Source organism: Streptomyces sp. NPDC058985 (assembly GCF_042740985.1).
In the GTDB taxonomy this organism is placed as follows: Bacteria; Actinomycetota; Actinomycetes; order Streptomycetales; family Streptomycetaceae; genus Streptomyces.
Genome location: NZ_JBHYJX010000009.1, coordinates 57,867 through 74,758, shown reverse-complemented (window position 1 = coordinate 74,758; position 16,892 = coordinate 57,867). Strand labels below are relative to the sequence as shown.

General features: G+C 68.9%; 18 protein-coding genes and 1 pseudogene. 14 read left to right on the top strand and 5 right to left on the bottom strand.

Features of this window, described 5'->3' with window-relative positions; translation table 11 throughout:
- Positions 1 to 38: 38 nt before the first annotated feature.
- The 10 genes from ACFW01_RS10955 (at position 39) to ACFW01_RS10910 (ending at position 8,445) form a co-directional block, all read left to right on the top strand.
- The gene (locus ACFW01_RS10955) at positions 39 to 473 is read left to right on the top strand and encodes a hypothetical protein (RefSeq protein WP_234960886.1); all 435 of its coding nucleotides are present in this window, start codon (positions 39 to 41) and stop codon (positions 471 to 473) included.
- A 210-nt stretch (positions 474 to 683) separates the two neighbouring features.
- Entirely contained in the window at positions 684 to 1,523 is an 840-nt protein-coding gene (atpB, locus tag ACFW01_RS10950; RefSeq protein WP_234960887.1) for a F0F1 ATP synthase subunit A, read from the top strand.
- A gap of 74 nt (positions 1,524 to 1,597) precedes the next feature.
- On the top strand, positions 1,598 to 1,819 hold the full coding sequence (atpE, locus tag ACFW01_RS10945; protein ID WP_004925497.1) for an ATP synthase F0 subunit C: 222 nt from the start codon (positions 1,598 to 1,600) through the stop codon (positions 1,817 to 1,819).
- A 40-nt stretch (positions 1,820 to 1,859) separates the two neighbouring features.
- On the top strand, positions 1,860 to 2,420 hold the full coding sequence (locus tag ACFW01_RS10940; protein WP_185832462.1) for a F0F1 ATP synthase subunit B: 561 nt from the start codon (positions 1,860 to 1,862) through the stop codon (positions 2,418 to 2,420).
- Positions 2,417 to 3,232 (top strand): F0F1 ATP synthase subunit delta, encoded by an 816-nt coding sequence (locus ACFW01_RS10935; RefSeq protein ID WP_234960888.1) that lies wholly within the window; start codon positions 2,417 to 2,419, stop codon positions 3,230 to 3,232. The genes ACFW01_RS10940 and ACFW01_RS10935 overlap by 4 nt, the downstream gene beginning before the upstream one ends.
- 155 nt (positions 3,233 to 3,387) lie before the next feature.
- Positions 3,388 to 4,977 carry a F0F1 ATP synthase subunit alpha gene (atpA, locus tag ACFW01_RS10930; protein WP_234960889.1) on the top strand — a complete coding sequence of 530 codons (1,590 nt, stop codon included), beginning with the start codon at positions 3,388 to 3,390 and terminating at the stop codon, positions 4,975 to 4,977.
- Positions 4,978 to 4,998: 21 nt separating this feature from the next.
- The gene (locus ACFW01_RS10925; RefSeq protein WP_234960890.1) at positions 4,999 to 5,916 is read left to right on the top strand and encodes a F0F1 ATP synthase subunit gamma; all 918 of its coding nucleotides are present in this window, start codon (positions 4,999 to 5,001) and stop codon (positions 5,914 to 5,916) included.
- Entirely contained in the window at positions 5,916 to 7,364 is a 1,449-nt protein-coding gene (gene atpD, locus ACFW01_RS10920; RefSeq protein WP_234960891.1) for a F0F1 ATP synthase subunit beta, read from the top strand. The genes ACFW01_RS10925 and atpD overlap by 1 nt, the downstream gene beginning before the upstream one ends.
- A gap of 130 nt (positions 7,365 to 7,494) precedes the next feature.
- Positions 7,495 to 7,869, top strand: a complete 375-nt coding sequence (locus tag ACFW01_RS10915) for a F0F1 ATP synthase subunit epsilon (RefSeq protein WP_064729863.1) — start codon at positions 7,495 to 7,497, stop codon at positions 7,867 to 7,869.
- Between the two features lie 129 nt (positions 7,870 to 7,998).
- Entirely contained in the window at positions 7,999 to 8,445 is a 447-nt protein-coding gene (locus ACFW01_RS10910) for a DUF2550 domain-containing protein (RefSeq protein ID WP_234960892.1), read from the top strand.
- An 80-nt stretch (positions 8,446 to 8,525) separates the two neighbouring features.
- Here the strand turns inward: ACFW01_RS10910 and ACFW01_RS10905 are convergent, their stop codons facing one another.
- The 3 genes from ACFW01_RS10905 to ACFW01_RS10895 form a co-directional block, all read right to left on the bottom strand.
- A complete protein-coding gene (locus tag ACFW01_RS10905; protein ID WP_384503041.1) occupies positions 8,526 to 10,352 on the bottom strand; it encodes a glycosyl hydrolase family 18 protein in 1,827 nt (608 codons plus the stop codon).
- Positions 10,353 to 10,485: 133 nt separating this feature from the next.
- A complete protein-coding gene (locus tag ACFW01_RS10900; RefSeq protein WP_234960894.1) occupies positions 10,486 to 11,127 on the bottom strand; it encodes a response regulator transcription factor in 642 nt (213 codons plus the stop codon).
- The gene (locus ACFW01_RS10895; protein WP_384503038.1) at positions 11,124 to 12,320 is read right to left on the bottom strand and encodes a sensor histidine kinase; all 1,197 of its coding nucleotides are present in this window, start codon (positions 12,318 to 12,320) and stop codon (positions 11,124 to 11,126) included. Before ACFW01_RS10895 ends, ACFW01_RS10900 begins: the two co-directional genes overlap by 4 nt.
- A gap of 152 nt (positions 12,321 to 12,472) precedes the next feature.
- Here ACFW01_RS10895 and ACFW01_RS10890 point away from each other — a divergent pair, with 152 nt between their 5' ends.
- Positions 12,473 to 13,135 (top strand): hypothetical protein, encoded by a 663-nt coding sequence (locus tag ACFW01_RS10890; RefSeq protein WP_384503036.1) that lies wholly within the window; start codon positions 12,473 to 12,475, stop codon positions 13,133 to 13,135.
- Here ACFW01_RS10890 and ACFW01_RS10885 read toward each other — a convergent pair.
- Both ACFW01_RS10885 and ACFW01_RS10880 read right to left on the bottom strand, forming a co-directional pair.
- Complete coding sequence (locus tag ACFW01_RS10885) at positions 13,132 to 13,704, bottom strand: cob(I)yrinic acid a,c-diamide adenosyltransferase (protein WP_234960897.1); 573 nt, start codon at positions 13,702 to 13,704, stop codon at positions 13,132 to 13,134. The genes ACFW01_RS10890 and ACFW01_RS10885 overlap by 4 nt on opposite strands.
- A gap of 13 nt (positions 13,705 to 13,717) precedes the next feature.
- Positions 13,718 to 13,849: pseudogene (locus tag ACFW01_RS10880) on the bottom strand (ABC transporter permease); the annotation flags it as partial.
- Positions 13,850 to 13,928: 79 nt separating this feature from the next.
- On the opposite strand from ACFW01_RS10880, the gene ACFW01_RS10875 reads away from it, so the two are divergent.
- The 3 genes from ACFW01_RS10875 to ACFW01_RS10865 all read left to right on the top strand — a co-directional run bounded on the left by ACFW01_RS10875 (position 13,929) and on the right by ACFW01_RS10865 (position 16,836).
- Positions 13,929 to 15,281 carry an RNA-guided endonuclease InsQ/TnpB family protein gene (locus ACFW01_RS10875; RefSeq protein WP_384503034.1) on the top strand — a complete coding sequence of 451 codons (1,353 nt, stop codon included), beginning with the start codon at positions 13,929 to 13,931 and terminating at the stop codon, positions 15,279 to 15,281.
- A 209-nt stretch (positions 15,282 to 15,490) separates the two neighbouring features.
- Positions 15,491 to 16,339 carry a 3-hydroxyacyl-CoA dehydrogenase family protein gene (locus tag ACFW01_RS10870; RefSeq protein WP_234960898.1) on the top strand — a complete coding sequence of 283 codons (849 nt, stop codon included), beginning with the start codon at positions 15,491 to 15,493 and terminating at the stop codon, positions 16,337 to 16,339.
- Positions 16,340 to 16,512: 173 nt separating this feature from the next.
- Positions 16,513 to 16,836: an STAS domain-containing protein gene (locus tag ACFW01_RS10865; protein ID WP_003973611.1), complete on the top strand. Its 324-nt coding sequence runs from the start codon at positions 16,513 to 16,515 to the stop codon at positions 16,834 to 16,836.
- Positions 16,837 to 16,892: the final 56 nt, after the last annotated feature.

Below are 16,892 nucleotides of genomic sequence, written 5' to 3'. Positions count from 1 at the left end.
ACGACACCCTGCCCCCTGTGAAAAGCGGAGTTGCCGCCATGCCGTCCAATGACGTCCGGACCTTGCTTCAGGCTGCCGTGCCCACGGCTGCCGTCGGCGCAGTAGCCGCCGTCGTCAGCGCCGTGGCCGCCGGCGGCAAGGGCGCGGTCGGAGCCGTCGTCGCGACCGTGGTGGCGATGCTCTTCATGGGGATCGGGCTCTACGTCCTGCAGCGCACGGCGAAGTCACTTCCGCACCTTTTCCAGGCGATGGGCCTGATGCTCTACGCGGCACAGATCCTGCTGCTGTTCGTCTTCCTCGCCGCGTTCAAGAACACGACGCTGTTCAACCCCCGGTCCTTCGCGATCACCCTGGTCGTCGTCACACTCACGTGGATCGCCGCCCAGACGCGGGCCCACATGAAGGCCAAGATCCTCTACGTCGAGCCCGAATCCTCGAGCGACAAGCCCGAGAAGACGGGCCACTCGTCGTGAGGGGTAGGGCCGGGATAAAGAGGCATGTGAAGTCCTGCTATCGTCCGGTGCCAACTGCGGCATCGCGGGCGCGGGCATCCCAGCTGACGCCTGCTCAATCGCGAGGCGAGATGCCCCACAGCCGCCCCCACATCCGTAACACCAGTCCCGTGCCGAACTGCGGCCCCGCGCCGCGCCGACACAACGAGGTTGCCGTACCCATGCGCCACGATGAAGGAGCCCGCGGTGAGTGCTGACCCGACGCAGGTGCTCGCCTTCGAGACCGACTGCCACCTGTTCGACGGGTGTGGCTTCCCGGCTCCCGGCCTGCACTCGTTCCTCTTCGAGCCGCTCTGGGGCAACGCAGACGGCAACGGCATGTACTTCAACAAGCCGATGCTGCTGGCCCTGCTCGGTTCGATCATCATCGTGGGCTTCTTCTGGGCGGCGTTCAACAAGCCGAAGGTCGTGCCCGGCAAGCTCCAGATGGTCGCCGAGGCCGGCTACGACTTCATCCGCCGTGGTGTCGTCTACGAGACCATCGGCAAGAAGGAAGGCGAGAAGTACGTCCCGCTCGTCGTCTCGCTCTTCTTCTTCATCTGGATGATGAACCTCTGGTCGATCATCCCGGTCGCCCAGTTCCCGGTGACCTCGATCATCGCCTACCCCGCCGGCATGGCAGCGATCGTCTACATCCTGTGGGTCTCGCTCACCTTCAAGCGGCACGGCTTCGTCGGCTTCTTCAAGAACGTGACGGGCTACGACAAGTCGCTCGGCCCGGTGCTCCCGCTGGCCATGACGATCGAGTTCTTCTCGAACCTGATCGTCCGCCCGTTCACGCACGCCGTCCGGCTCTTCGCGAACATGTTCGCGGGTCACACGCTGCTCCTGCTGTTCACGATCGCCAGCTGGTACATGCTCAACGGCATTGGTATCGCCTACGCCGGTGTCTCGTTCGTGATGGTCATCGTCATGACCGCCTTCGAACTCTTCATTCAGGCGGTTCAGGCCTACGTGTTCGTCCTGCTGACGTGCACCTTCATCCAGGGTGCGCTCGCCGAGCACCACTGAGCAGCCCGCTCCTCGCAACCCCAGTCGTCCGGTGGCCAACCCCCACCGGTCCGTAAAGAGAAGGAAGAACAAGCATGTCCAACCTTGCTGCTGTCACCGGTGACCTCGGTTCCGTCGGATACGGTCTCGCGGCCATCGGCCCGGGCGTCGGCGTTGGCATCATCTTCGGTAACGGCACCCAGGCCCTCGCCCGCCAGCCCGAGGCGGCCGGTCTGATCCGCGCCAACCAGATCCTGGGCTTCGCCTTCTGTGAGGCGCTCGCCCTCATCGGTCTCGTCATGCCGTTCGTCTACTAAGACGAGCTGACGACCGACCCTTTCGACGAAAGGCACTGATGTGAACTCCGCCCTGGTACTTCTGGCGGCTGAGGGTGAGAAGGAGAACCCCCTCATCCCGCCGTGGCCGGAAGTCGTCATCGGCCTCATCGCTTTCGTCATCGTCTTCGGCTTCCTCGCCAAGAAGCTGCTCCCGAACATCAACAAGGTTCTGGAAGAGCGTCGCGAGGCCATCGAGGGCGGTATCGAGAAGGCCGAGGCCGCGCAGACCGAGGCCCAGAGCGTCCTTGAGCAGTACAAGGCCCAGCTCGCCGAGGCCCGTCACGAGGCCGCGCGCCTGCGCCAGGAGGCGCAGGAGCAGGGCGCCACGCTCATCGCCGAGATGCGCGCGGAAGGCCAGCGGCAGCGTGAGGAGATCATCGCCGCCGGTCACGCCCAGATCCAGGCCGACCGCAAGGCCGCGGCGTCCGCGCTGCGCCAGGACGTCGGCAAGCTGGCCACCGACCTGGCCGGCAAGCTCGTCGGCGAGTCCCTGGAGGACCACGCCCGCCAGAGCCGCGTCATCGACCGCTTCCTGGACGAGCTGGACGACAAGGCGACGAAGGCAGAGGCGACCCGATGAACGGAGCGAGCCGCGAGGCCCTGGCTGCCGCACGCGAGCGTCTCGACGCGCTGACGGACTCCACGTCCGTGGACGCCGGCTCGCTCGCCGACGAGCTGGCCGCCGTCACCGCGCTGCTCCACCGCGAGGTGTCGCTGCGTCGGGTCCTGACCGACCCGGCGCAGGCCGGCGAGGCCAAGGCCGATCTTGCCCAGCGCCTCCTCGGCACCCAGGTCAGCGGCCCCGCCGTCGACCTGGTGGCCGGTATGGTGCGCTCCCGCTGGTCGCAGTCCCGCGACCTGGTGGACGCGCTGGAGGAGCTGGCGAACACCGCCGACCTCACCGCGGCCCAGAAGGCGGGCCGGCTCGACAACGTCGAGGACGAGCTGTTCCGGTTCGGCCGGATCGTGTCCTCGAACACCGAGCTGCGCGCCGCGCTGACCAACCGCTCCGCCTCCACCGCGGCCAAGGGCGAGCTGCTGCGCAGCCTGCTCGGCAGCCGTGCGGACGCGAGCACCGTCCGTCTGGTCACGCGTCTTGTGACCGCGCCGCGGGGACGTAGCCTGGAGACGGGACTCGAGTCCCTGTCCAAGCTCGCCGCCGACCGGCGGGACCGGATGGTCGCCGTGGTCACCTCCGCGGTGCCGCTGAGCGACACGCAGAAGCAGCGCCTCGGCGCCGCCCTCGCGAAGGTCTACGGCCGCCCGATGCACCTCAACCTCGACGTGGACCCCGAGGTCGTCGGAGGCATCCGGGTGCAGGTCGGTGACGAGGTCATCAACGGTTCCATCGCGGACCGTCTGGAGGAGGCCGGCCGCCGCATGGCGAGCTGACTCCCCGCGCGACAACAGCACAGCAAGCAGTACGTACTTACGACGGCCCTGGTTGGGCCGTGCAGAGGATTCACCTCTTATTGGGGGGAGTCCCCGACTCGTGGAATACCCCCCAAGTGAAACTTCGGGCCCAACAAGGAGAGCAGGGAACTCAGATGGCGGAGCTCACGATCCGGCCGGAGGAGATCCGGGACGCACTGGAGAACTTCGTCCAGTCGTACAAGCCGGACGCGGCCTCGCGCGAGGAGGTCGGTACGGTCACCCTTGCCGGCGACGGCATCGCGAAGGTCGAGGGCCTGCCCTCGGCCATGGCCAACGAACTGCTGAAGTTCGAGGACGGCACCCTCGGCCTCGCCCTCAACCTCGAGGAGCGCGAGATCGGTGTCGTCGCCCTCGGTGAGTTCAGCGGTATCGAGGAGGGCCAGCCGGTCAGCCGCACCGGCGAGGTCCTGTCGGTCGCCGTGGGCGAGGGCTACCTCGGCCGCGTGGTCGACCCCCTCGGCAACCCGATCGACGGCCTCGGCGAGATCGAGACCGAGGGCCGCCGCGCCCTCGAACTGCAGGCCCCCACGGTCATGCAGCGCAAGTCGGTGCACGAGCCGATGGAGACGGGCTACAAGGCCGTCGACGCCATGACCCCGATCGGCCGCGGCCAGCGCCAGCTGATCATCGGCGACCGCCAGACCGGCAAGACCGCCCTGGCCGTCGACACGATCATCAACCAGCGCGACAACTGGCGCACCGGCGACCCGAACAAGCAGGTCCGCTGCATCTACGTCGCCATCGGCCAGAAGGGCTCCACCATCGCGTCGGTCCGCCGCGCGCTGGAGGAGAACGGCGCGCTGGAGTACACGACCATCGTGGCCGCCCCGGCGTCCGACCCGGCCGGCTTCAAGTACCTGGCGCCGTACACCGGCTCGGCCATCGGCCAGCAGTGGATGTACGAGGGCAAGCACGTCCTGATCATCTTCGACGACCTGTCGAAGCAGGCCGACGCCTACCGCGCCGTGTCGCTGCTGCTGCGCCGCCCGCCGGGCCGCGAGGCCTACCCGGGTGACGTCTTCTACCTGCACTCCCGTCTGCTGGAGCGCTGCGCCAAGCTCTCCGACGACATGGGCGCCGGTTCGATGACCGGTCTGCCGATCGTCGAGACCAAGGCCAACGACGTGTCGGCGTTCATCCCGACCAACGTCATCTCCATCACCGACGGCCAGTGCTTCCTGGAGTCCGACCTGTTCAACGCCGGCCAGCGTCCGGCCCTGAACGTCGGTATCTCGGTCTCCCGCGTCGGTGGCTCCGCCCAGCACAAGGCCATGAAGCAGGTCTCCGGCCGGCTCCGCGTCGACCTCGCCCAGTTCCGTGAGCTGGAGGCGTTCGCCGCCTTCGGTTCCGACCTGGACGCCGCGTCGAAGGCGCAGCTGGAGCGCGGTCAGCGCATGGTCGAGCTGCTGAAGCAGGACCAGTACCAGCCGATGGCCACCGAGGACCAGGTCGTCTCCGTCTGGGCCGGCACCACCGGCAAGATGGACGAGGTGCCCGTCGCCGACATCAGCCGCTTCGAGAAGGAGCTGCTGGAGTACCTGCACCGCCAGGAGCAGGGCCTCATGACCTCCATCAAGGAGGGCGGCAAGATGTCCGACGACACCCTGCAGGCCGTCGCCGAGGCGATCGCGTCGTTCAAGAAGCAGTTCGAGACCTCGGACGGCAGGCTGCTCGGCGAGGACGCCCCGTCCGCCGCCAAGTGACGTAAGGAAGGGACCTGACTCATGGGAGCCCAGCTCCGGGTCTACAAGCGTCGCATCCGATCCGTCACCGCGACCAAGAAGATCACCAAGGCGATGGAGATGATCGCCGCCTCGCGCGTCGTCAAGGCGCAGCGCAAGGTGGCGGCCTCCACGCCGTACGCGCAGGAACTCACCCGCGCGGTCACGGCGGTCGGGACCGGGTCGAACACGAAGCACCCGCTCACCACGGAGGCGGAGAACCCGACCCGTGCCGCGGTCCTGCTCCTCACGAGCGACCGCGGTCTGGCCGGCGCCTTCAACTCCAATGCCATCAAGGCGGCGGAGCGGCTCACCGAGCGCCTCGAGCGCGAGGGCAGGGAGGTCGACACGTACATCGTCGGCCGCCGCGGTCTGGCCCACTACAACTTCCGTGAGCGCAAGGTCGCGGAGTCGTTCGCGGGCTTCACCGACGAGCCCTCGTACGCGGACGCCAAGAAGGTGGCGGCGCCGCTGATCGAGGCCATCGAGAAGGAGACGGCGGAGGGCGGCGTGGACGAGCTCCACATCGTCTACACCGAGTTCGTCTCGATGATGACGCAGACGGCGGCCGACTCCCGGCTGCTGCCGCTGAGCCTCGAAGAGGTCGCGCAGGAGTCCACGGCGAAGGACGAGATCCTTCCGCTGTACGACTTCGAGCCGTCCGCGGAGGACGTCCTCGACGCCCTGCTGCCCCGCTACGTGGAGAGCCGCATCTACAACGCGCTGCTCCAGTCGGCCGCCTCCAAGCACGCCGCCACGCGGCGCGCGATGAAGTCGGCCACCGACAACGCGGGTGAGCTGATCAACACGCTCTCCCGTCTTGCCAACGCGGCCCGCCAGGCCGAAATCACCCAGGAAATCAGCGAGATCGTCGGTGGCGCCAGCGCCCTGGCCGACGCGACCGCGGGGAGTGACAACTAATGACCACCACTGTTGAGCCGACCGCTGCGTCGGGCGTGGCCGCCGGCCGCGTCGCGCGCGTCATCGGCCCGGTCGTCGACGTGGAGTTCCCCGTCGACGCGATGCCGGACATCTACAACGCGCTGCACGTCGAGGTCGCCGACCCGGCCCAGGAGGGTCAGCTCAAGACCCTGACCCTGGAAGTCGCCCAGCACCTGGGCGACGGCCTGGTCCGCACCATCTCGATGCAGCCCACCGACGGTCTGGTCCGCCAGGCCCCGGTGACCGACACGGGCTCGGCCATCGCCGTCCCCGTCGGCGACTTCACCAAGGGCAAGGTGTTCAACACCCTCGGTGAGGTGCTGAACGTCGACGAGCAGTACGACGGTGAGCGCTGGCCGATCCACCGCAAGGCGCCCAACTTCGACGAGCTCGAGTCGAAGACCGAGATGTTCGAGACCGGCGTCAAGGTCATCGACCTGCTGACCCCGTACGTCAAGGGCGGCAAGATCGGTCTGTTCGGCGGCGCCGGCGTCGGCAAGACGGTGCTCATCCAGGAGATGATCTACCGCGTCGCCAACAACCACGACGGTGTCTCCGTGTTCGCCGGTGTCGGTGAGCGCACCCGTGAGGGCAACGACCTCATCGACGAGATGAGCGAGTCCGGCGTCATCGACAAGACCGCGCTGGTCTTCGGTCAGATGGACGAGCCGCCGGGCACCCGTCTGCGCGTCGCGCTGGCCGGCCTGACCATGGCCGAGTACTTCCGCGACGTCCAGAAGCAGGACGTGCTGTTCTTCATCGACAACATCTTCCGCTTCACCCAGGCGGGCTCCGAGGTGTCGACCCTGCTCGGCCGCATGCCCTCCGCGGTGGGCTACCAGCCGAACCTGGCCGACGAGATGGGTCTCCTCCAGGAGCGCATCACCTCGACCCGTGGTCACTCGATCACCTCGATGCAGGCGATCTACGTCCCCGCGGACGACCTGACCGACCCGGCCCCGGCCACCACCTTCGCCCACCTCGACGCGACGACGGTGCTCTCCCGTCCGATCTCCGAGAAGGGCATCTACCCGGCCGTGGACCCGCTGGACTCGACGTCCCGCATCCTCGACCCGCGGTACATCGCGGCGGACCACTACCAGGCCGCGATGCGCGTGAAGAACATCCTGCAGAAGTACAAGGACCTGCAGGACATCATCGCGATCCTCGGTATCGACGAGCTCGGCGAGGAGGACAAGCTGGTCGTCCAGCGTGCCCGCCGCGTGGAGCGCTTCCTGTCCCAGAACACCCACGTCGCCAAGCAGTTCACCGGCGTGGACGGCTCGGACGTGCCGCTGGATGAGTCGATCACCGCGTTCAACGCGATCTGCGACGGCGAGTACGACCACTTCCCGGAGCAGGCGTTCTTCATGTGCGGTGGCATCGAGGACCTGAAGAAGAACGCCAAGGAGCTCGGCGTCTCCTGAGCCTCGCGCTCGTGGTGAGCCCCACGGCTCACACCGGAGGGGGCGGGCGCGTCCCGCCCCCTCCGTCACGCCCCTTAGACTTGTAACCAACACCCGGCTCTCCCGCCGGGTGGTGACCCGAGGAGCCACCTTGGCTGCTGATCTGCACGTCGCGCTGGTCGCGGCCGACCGAGAGGTCTGGTCCGGCGAGGCCACCCTGGTCGTCGCGCGCACCACGTCCGGCGACATCGGCGTCATGCCCGGTCACCAGCCGCTGCTCGGTGTGCTGGAGTCGGGCCCGGTGACCATTCGTACGAGTGACGGTGGGACGGTCGTCGCCGCGGTGCACGGCGGTTTCATCTCGTTCGCCGACAACAAGCTGTCCCTGCTGGCCGAGATCGCCGAGCTGTCGGACGAGATCGACGTCCAGCGTGCGGAGCGGGAGCTCGAGCGCGCGAAGGCGGAGGGCGACGCCCACGCCGAGCGCCGCGCGGACGTCCGACTGCGCGCGGCGGCGGGGCGCTGATCGACGGCGCTGTGCTATGACGTGACTCAGCCGCGGCTGGGACCGGAGCAATCCGGACCCGGCCGCGGCTGAGGCAGATCCGGGTGTTTTTTCCGTTCCGTTACCTAGGAGACGAGGAGGTCGGTGTCGATGGTCCTCGCTCTGACTGTGTGCGGAATCGCCGTCGCCCTGGTGGTGATCGGGCTCTTCGTCTTCGGTCTGCGCCGTCGGCTGATCCAGCGTTCGGGCGGCACCTTCGACTGCTCCCTGCGCTGGGACGCCCCCAAGGAGGGTGACACCGGCGGCAAGGGCTGGTCCTACGGCGTCGCCCGCTACAACGGCGACCGGGTCGAGTGGTACCGCGTCTTCTCGTACTCCCCGCGCCCCCGCCGCGTCCTGGAACGCTCCGCGATCGAGGTGGCCGGCCGCCGGGTGCCCGACGGCGAGGAGGAGCTGGCGTTGCTCTCCGACGCCGTGGTCCTGGCCTGTCTGCACCGGGGCACCCGGCTCGAACTGGCGATGAGCGAAGACGCGCTGACCGGATTCCTCGCGTGGCTGGAGGCAGCCCCGCCCGGTCAGCGAGTGAACGTGGCGTAGCCACGTTCACTCGCTGGTTGGGGGTCCCCCCGGACGGAGTCTGGGGGAGCGTCAATGTCGCTTAGAGGGTCTCAGCGGTTCTACTTCAGACCGCTGTCGATGGCGCTCACCAGCTCGCCGTTGGCGGTGTCACCGCTGAACTCCCAGAAGAAGGCCCCGCCGAGCTTCTGCTGCTCGGCCCAGTCCATCTTCGACTTGACGGTGGCCGGAGTGTCGTAGGACCACCAGTTGCTGCCGCAGTGGGCGTAGGCGGTGCCGGCGACGGTGCCGGTGGCGGGGCAGCTGTTCTTGAGGACCTTGTAGTCCTCGATGCCCGCCTCGTACGTGCCGGTCGCCGGTCCGGTCGCCGTGCCGCCGGGCGCGGACTGGGTGACGCCGGTCCAGCCGCGGCCGTAGAACCCGATGCCGAGGAGCAGCTTGTCGGCAGGCACGCCCGTGGCCTTGAACTTCGCGATGGCCTCGGCGGAGTTGAAGCCCTGCTGCGGGATGCCGGGGTACGACGTCAGCGGCGAGTGCGGGGCGGTCGGCCCGTTCTTCGCCCAGGCGCCGAAGAAGTCGTACGTCATCACGTTGTACCAGTCGATGTACGGCGCGGCGGTGCCGTAGTCGGCGGCCTCGATCTTGCCGCCGTCGGAGGCGTCGGCGGTGACGGCCGCGGTGACCAGGTAGTCCTGGCCGAACTCGGCGCGCATGGCCTTCATCATGTTGCTGAAGGCGTTCGGGCCGCTGGTGGTGTCACAGCTCAGTCCGCAGGCGTTCGGGTACTCCCAGTCCAGGTCGATGCCGTCGAAGACGTCGGCCCAGCGCGGGTCCTCGATCAGGTCGTGGCAGGACTTCGCGAAGGCGGCCGGGTTCTTCACGGCGTCGGGGAAGCCGCCGGACCAGGTCCAGCCGCCGAAGGACCACAGCACCTTGATGTGCGGGTACTGCGCCTTCAGCTTGCGCAGCTGGTTGAAGTTGCCGCGCAGGGGCTGGTCCCAGGTGTCGGCCTTGCCGTCGACGGACTGGTCGGCGGTGTAGGCCTTGTCGTAGTCGGCGTAGGCGTCACCGATGGTGCACTTGCCGCCCTGCACGTTGCCGAAGGCGTAGTTGATGTGCGTGATCTTCTCGGCGGAGCCGGAGGTGACCAGGTTCTTCACGTGGTAGTTGCGCCCGTAGACGCCCCAGTTGGTGAAGTAGCCGAGCTTGACCTCGCCGCCCGGGTCCGGGTTGCCGCCCCCGCCGCCGGTCGTGCGGACGGCGACCGCGCCGCTGACCGGGCCGGTCTGGTCGGCGGTGTCGCGGGCCTGGACCGTGTACGAGTAGTCGGTGCCCTTGGTCAGGCCGGTGTTGGTGTAGGTGGTGCCGGTGACGGTGGCGACCTTGGCGCCGTCGCGCAGGACGTCGTAGTTCTTGACGCCCTTGTCGTCGGTCGCCGCCGACCAGGACAGTTTCACCGAGGTGTCGGTGATGTCCGAGGCGGTGGGGGTGCCGGGCGCGGAGGGCGCGGAGTCACCGGGGACGGAGCCGCCGTCGCAGCTGCCGCCGTTGAGCTTGCAGTTGGAGGGGGAGCCCGGACCGCTGCCGTTGAAGCCGAAGGAGACCGAGGCGCCGGGGGCGAGCGTCCCGTTCCAGCCGACGTTCTTGGCGGTCCAGTGGTCGCCGGAGTTGGTGACCGTGGCGTCCCAGGCGGAGGTGACCTTGGTGCCGGTGGGGAAGTCCCACTCGACGGTCCAGGAGCTGAGGGCCGTGGTGCCGGTGTTCTTCACCGTCCACTTGCCGCCGAAGCCCGTGCCCCAGTCCGAGGTCTTGCTGAACGTGGCCGTGGCACTCGTCGCGGCCTGGGCCGGACTCGCCAGGCCGACCAGTCCGGCCAGCGGGAGTGACAGACACGCGACGAGGGCCGCGACTCTGTGTCTGAAGCGCATGCGCGCCTCCTTGTGTGAGGTTGTGTTGTGGCCATGACTGAGCCTCATGTCCACGGTGCCGCGAGAATAGAAAGGTCTGGACCTTAGGTCAATAGGTCTGGACCAGTGGGGGATACTTCCCGGATACTTCCCGTTAGATCCCCAACTCCTGCGCGAGCACCGCGGCTTGCACGCGGCTGCGCAGCGACAGCTTCCCCAGCAGGCGGCTGACGTGCGTCTTCACCGTGGCCTCCGCCATGTCGAGACGCTCGGCGATCGCGGCGTTGGACAGGCCCTCGCCGAGGCAGGACAGCACCTCGCGCTCCCGCCGGGTCAGGTCCCGCAGCACCGCCGGGTCGGCGGCCGGATCCCGCACCGGCTTCGCGGCGAACTCCGCGATCAGGCGCCGGGTGACGGCCGGAGCGACGATGCCCTCGCCGCCCGCCACCGTGCGCACGGCCGTGAGCAGGTCCCGGGCCTCCGTGTTCTTCAGCAGGAACCCGGCGGCTCCCGCCCGCAACGCCCCGAAGACGTACTCGTCCAGGTCGAAGGTGGTCAGCACCAGCACGTCGGCCAGCCCTTCGGCGACCACGATCGCGGTCGCCGCCACACCGTCCATGCGCGGCATCTGAACGTCCATCAGCACCAGGTCGGGGCGCAGCTCCCGGGCCAGCGCCACCGCCTGCTCGCCGTCCGCGGCCTCCCCGGCGACCTCGATGTCCGGTGCGCTGCCGAGGATCAGCACCAGTCCCGCGCGCACGGCGGACTGGTCCTCGGCGACGACGACGCGGATCATGCCAGGTCTCCTTCGGTCAGGGGCAGCACGGCGCACACCGCCCAGGTCTTGCCGTCCGGTGAGCCGGGGTCCGCCACCGCCCCGGCCTCGAAGCTGCCGCGCAGCAGCGCGGCACGCTCCCGCATGCCGACCAGACCGGCGCCGGAACCGGGTGCGCGGGGGGTGTCCCGGCCGCCGTACGGGCTGGTCACGCGCACCCGCAGGGCCGTTTCGTCGCGGGTGAGCCGGACCAGGACCGTCCCCGGCGAGCCGTGCTTGAGGGCGTTGGTCAGCGACTCCTGCACGATCCGGTACGCGGCCAGCTCGACCGGCGCGGGCAGGTTCTCGCCGGGGGCCGCGTCCAGCGTGACGTCGAGGCCGTTGGCGCGGGCGCCGTCGACGAGCGAGCCGAGTCCGTCGAGGGTCGGGGCGGCGGCCGGCTCGGTGTCCCCGCCGTCGTCCCGCAGGATGCCGATCAGGCGGCGCATCTCGGCCAGCCCCTCCACGCTGTTCTCGCGGATCACGCCGAGCGCCTGCCGGGTGGTGGCCGGGTCGTCCAGGGAGAGCGCGGCGGTGGAGTGGATGGCGATCGCGGAGAGGTGGTTGGCGACCATGTCGTGCAGCTCGCGGGCCATCCGGGAGCGTTCCGCGGTCACCGCCTGGACCCGGTCCATCTCGGCCAGCAGCGCGGTCTGCTCGGCCCGCAGCAGGGCGGCGTCGGCGGCCTCGCGGTGGTTGCGCACGATCAGTCCGGTGGAGGCGGGCGCGAAGGACACGATCCCGACGGCGACCCCGATCAGCAGCGCCTCGGGCTGCCGCCACAGGGCGAACGGCACGACCGTCCCGGCCACCGTGAGCAGCCCGGTGATCCAGGGGATGCGGCGGGCCGAGGCGGGCGGGCCGTAGAGCACGGCGGCGTACATCACGTCGGTGTACATGATCACCGTGACCAGGCTGCCCTGGGTGAGCGTGTCCCCGGTCAGCGCGGCGGTGCCGATCAGCAGGCCGGTGCGGGGAGCGGAGCGGCGCAGCAGTTCGCAGGCCGCCATGACCGCGAGCGGGACCAGCAGCGGCCACTTGCCGTCGAACAGCACGACCGGCTCGTCGGCCGGGCGCACGCCCAGCCCGATGCCCCACAGCAGCAGGCCGCCGACCAGTCCGGCCGCGGCGACGTAGCAGTCGAAGCGGCGCGGGCGGGGGAGTCGTACGGCCATGTCCCCATCCAACACGGCCCGGGGCCCGCCCGCCTGATGCCGGGGAAGGGTCCCGCACTGCATCTTTCGATGTACCGGAGGTTCGTCACCGGCGACGACGATCCGGGGCGGGCGGCACGGGAGTCTGGAAGGGCGATCGAGAGGAGCGAACCGTGATCGTCACCCTGATCATCGTCTGCGAGATCGGCTTCTGGGTGCTGCTGGCGGCCGGGCTGTCCGTCCGCTATCTGCTGCGGATGCCGCGCACGGGCATGGCGCTGCTGCTGTGCGAGCCGCTGCTGGAGGTCGTGCTCCTGGTGGTCACCGCGCTGGACCTGAAGAACGGCGCCGACCCGAGCTGGAAGCACGGCCTCGCGGCGCTGTACATCGGTTACACCGTCGGCCACGGCCACCGCACCGTGAAGTGGCTCGACGGCCACGCCGCTCACCGGGTCGGCGGCGCCCCCAAGCCGGCCGGGCCCCCGCGCCACGGCATGGCCCGCGCCCGGCACGAGGGCAGGGTGTGGCTCGGCACGCTGCTTGCCGCCGCGGTGGCGACCGGGCTGCTCCAGATCGCCATGTGGTACGTCGACGACCCGAGCCGCACCACGTCCCTGGAGAGCTGGCAGTACACGGCGTGGCGCGCGGCCGGCATCCACGGCCTGATCGCCCTCACCTACGCGATCTGGCCGAAAAGGGCCCCGTCAGGTGAGCGCCCCGAAGGGGCGCGGGGCTCTGATCCGACATGCGGCTCCGCCGCGTGGGCGCGCCCAGCCACGACGAAGCCGCAGCCAAACGACGACACGGCCCCCCGCCCCACCCAGCGGAGCGTCTAGCGCTCGCCGCCCGGCACCCACAGCACGTCCCCGACCTCCTTGTTCGCCGCGCGCGCCAGGATGAACAGGAGGTCGGACAGGCGGTTGAGGTAGGTCGCGGTCAGCGGGTTCATCGTCTCCCCGTGGGCCTCGAGCGCCGCCCAGGTCGAGCGCTCGGCCCGCCGGACCACCGTGCACGCCTGGTGCAGCAGCGCCGCGCCGGGCGTGCCGCCGGGCAGGATGAAGGAGCGGAGCTTCTCCACCTCGGCCAGGTAGCGGTCGCAGTCCGCCTCCAGCTTGTCGACGTAGAACTGCTCGACGCGCAGCGGCGGGAACTCCGGGTTCTCCGCCACCGGCGTCGACAGGTCCGCGCCCACGTCGAACAGGTCGTTCTGGACCCGGACGAGGACCTTGACGACGTCCTCCGGCAGACCGCCCAGGGCGATGGCCGTGCCGATCACCGCGTTCGCCTCGTTGGCGTCGGCGTACGCGGAGATCCTGAGGTCGGTCTTCGGGACCCGGCTCATGTCACCGAGGGCGGTGGTGCCCTGGTCGCCGGTCCGGGTGTAGATGCGCGTCAGGTTGACCATGGGGCCAGCCTAGTTACGCACCGGCGGTACGGAACACGCGTGTGCCCACCGTCACGGCCAGTGCGGTGAACGCGAGCGCCACCAGCGTGCCGTACAGCATGTGCGCCGTCGCGTAGCTGCCGACGTAGGCGTCCCGCACGGCATCTGCCCTGCGTGGCCACCCGTTCGGGTGAGCTCGGTGAGAATCGAAGATGAGAGCGACTCGCGCTGTCTAGTTTGGCGGCATGTCGCGCTTCCGGATGTATCCGACCAGTGAGCAGGTGGGCGTCATGCTCGGGCACTGCGCTCATGCTCGGTACGTATGGAACTTGGCCGTCGAGCAGCACAAGGGCTGGAGGTCGCACCGTAAGGCCGCTCCGGGCTTCGCGGAGCAGTGCCGTCAGCTCACCGAGGCACGGAAGGTCAGCCCGTGGCTGCGTGCGGGAAATGCGGACGTGCAGCAGCAGGCGCTGCGGGACTTCGCCAAGGCTCGGAGCGCTAGGTTCACCTCCGGGTTCGGGGAGCCGACCTGGCGGAAAAGGTTCAGGCATGAAGGCTTCCGGGTGATTGGCACCACGCGAGTCCCGGAACTCGAGGACGACGGCTCGCCGAAGTTGAACGTGGAGACAGGAAGGAACGTCTTTAGCCGGTCAGTGGTGGTGCAGAGGCTGAACCGGCGGTGGGCACAGGTGAAGGTGCCAGGCTGTGGATGGGTCCGCTTCCGCCTCTCTCGGCGCGAGCTACCCGCGGCGAAATCGTTCCGGGTCACTTTCCGCAGCAACCAGTGGCACGTAGCGTTCGCGGTGATTCCCGAGCCCGTCGAGGCGCCCTGCACGGAAGAGATCGTCGGTATCGACCGAGGTGTGACGATCACCGCCGCTCTGTCGGACGGGAGGAAGCTGAACTGCCCGCAGCTCACCGCTCGGGAACGGGCACGGGTGCGCAAGCATCAGCGTCGCGCTGCCCGCGCGCCGAAGGGCAGTGACCGAAAGCGGGCCGAGCATGCGGTCGTCGCCAGGCTCAAAGCCCAGGAGGCGGCCCGCCGTAAGGACTGGTGTGAGAAGACCTCGACGATGCTTGCGCGTACCTACCGTCTGATCCGGTTCGAAGACCTGGACATCAGGGGCATGACCGCATCGCGGAAGCGGACTGCTGAGCAGCCCGGCAAGCAGGTAAGGCAGAAGGCGGGACTGAACCGGGCAATCCTGGCGCAGGGCTGGGGGCTGCTTCGAAGGCGTACCGGGGAGAAGGCACCCGGCCGTGTCGAGGATGTACCCGCCGCCTATACGTCGCTGCGGTGTAGTGCCTGCGGTTGGATCGAGAAGAACTCGCGCGAGAGTCAAGCCGAGTTCGTCTGCGTGTCCTGCGGGTTCAGCCGCAACGCCGACGAAAACGCAGCAGTCAATGTCGCGGCAGGACAGGGCGGATTTCCCCGCCCCCGGCGTGCAGCCGGTGCCGGAGGGGTGACAGCGGCGACCGGCCGTTCGAGTGCCCGTGAACCTCAACCCCCCCCGGGGTTGGAATCCCCCTCTGAAAAGAGGAGGAGGATGTCAACAGATGGCGGAACGGCGTACCTCCCGGTGGGGACAAGGATGTAGGCCCCTGAGGGACGAGATGGAGGAGCTGTTGAGTGAGAAGGTGCTCAACTACGCCGTACGGGGCGCGGAGTGACACCCGAATGACACAGGTCGGTGTGATGTCCGTCATGTGAGACGTGACGCGCGTTACTAACCGGTCACACAGCCCCTCACGCCCGCTAATCTCCGGCAGAGAGACCAAGGACAGCTTGTATCAGGGGAGTCGCACAGTGGCACGGAAGCTCGCCGTCATCGGAGCCGGCCTCATGGGGTCCGGCATCGCCCAGGTCGCCGCACAGGCGGGCTGGGAGGTCGTTCTGCGGGACGTCACCGACGAGGCGCTGCGGCGCGGCACGGACGGCATCCGCACCTCGTACGACAAGTTCGTCGCCAAGGGGAAGCTGGCGGCCGAAGAGGCCGACGCCGCGCTCGGGCGGATCACCGCGACCACCGACCTGGACGCCGCCGCGGACGCGGACGTGGTCGTGGAGGCCGTCTTCGAGAAGCTCGAGGTCAAGCACGAGATCTTCCGGGCGCTCGACAAGCTGGTGAAGGACGGGGCGATCCTCGCGTCCAACACCTCCGCCATCCCGATCACCAAGATCGCGGCGGTGACGGAACGCCCCGAACGGGTCGTCGGCACCCACTTCTTCTCGCCGGTCCCCATGATGCAGTTGTGCGAGCTGGTACGCGGCTACAAGACCAGCGACGAAACGCTCGCCACCGCACGTGAGTTCGCCGAGTCCACCGGCAAGACCTGCATCGTCGTCAACCGCGACGTCGCCGGCTTCGTGACCACCCGCCTCATCTCCGCCCTCGTCGTCGAGGCCGCGAAGCTGTACGAGTCGGGCGTCGCCACCGCCGAGGACATCGACCTCGCCTGCAAGCTGGGCTTCGGCCACGCCATGGGGCCGCTGGCCACCGCCGACATGACGGGCGTCGACATCCTGCTGCACGCCACGGGCAACATCTACACCGAGTCCCAGGACGAGAAGTTCGCCCCGCCGGAGCTGATGCGCCGGATGGTGGACGCCGGTGACATCGGCCGCAAGAGCGGGCAGGGCTTCTACAAGCACTGAAGTCCCATCGGCCCCGGGAGACATCACACGCCGGGGTGAATTCGGTATCGGTTCGCTTACAGACGGCAACCTCCGGTCGTTTCGGCCAGTCAGAGGTTGCAACACCTGATATCGCCGAGAGATCACGTCGAAGAATCGAAGAGACGAACAAGGACGCACGCCGGGGAGCGCATATGCACATCAGGGGCGACCACGTCGAGCTGGTCGTCGGGGGCCGCCTCGACGTCCGCAGCGCGGCGGACGCCCGTACGGTCCTCCACTCGGCCGTCGACGACGGAGTCGGCGACCTGGTGCTGGACCTGTCAGAGCTGGACTCCTGGGACGCGACCGGCCTCGGCGTGATCATGGGAGCCCACCGGCGGGCCGGCCGCTGCGGCCGGCGGCTGGTGCTGCGCGGAGTACCCCCGCAGATGCAGCGCCTGCTGGTGGCCACCAGGCTGCACCGGATCCTGGCCATCGAGGGCGGCATCGGCGTGGAGACCCTGCCCAGGGTGTGACGTCCCGTACCCGACACACGCAATCCTCACGAGACCGTGACGTCTCGGGCGGGGCG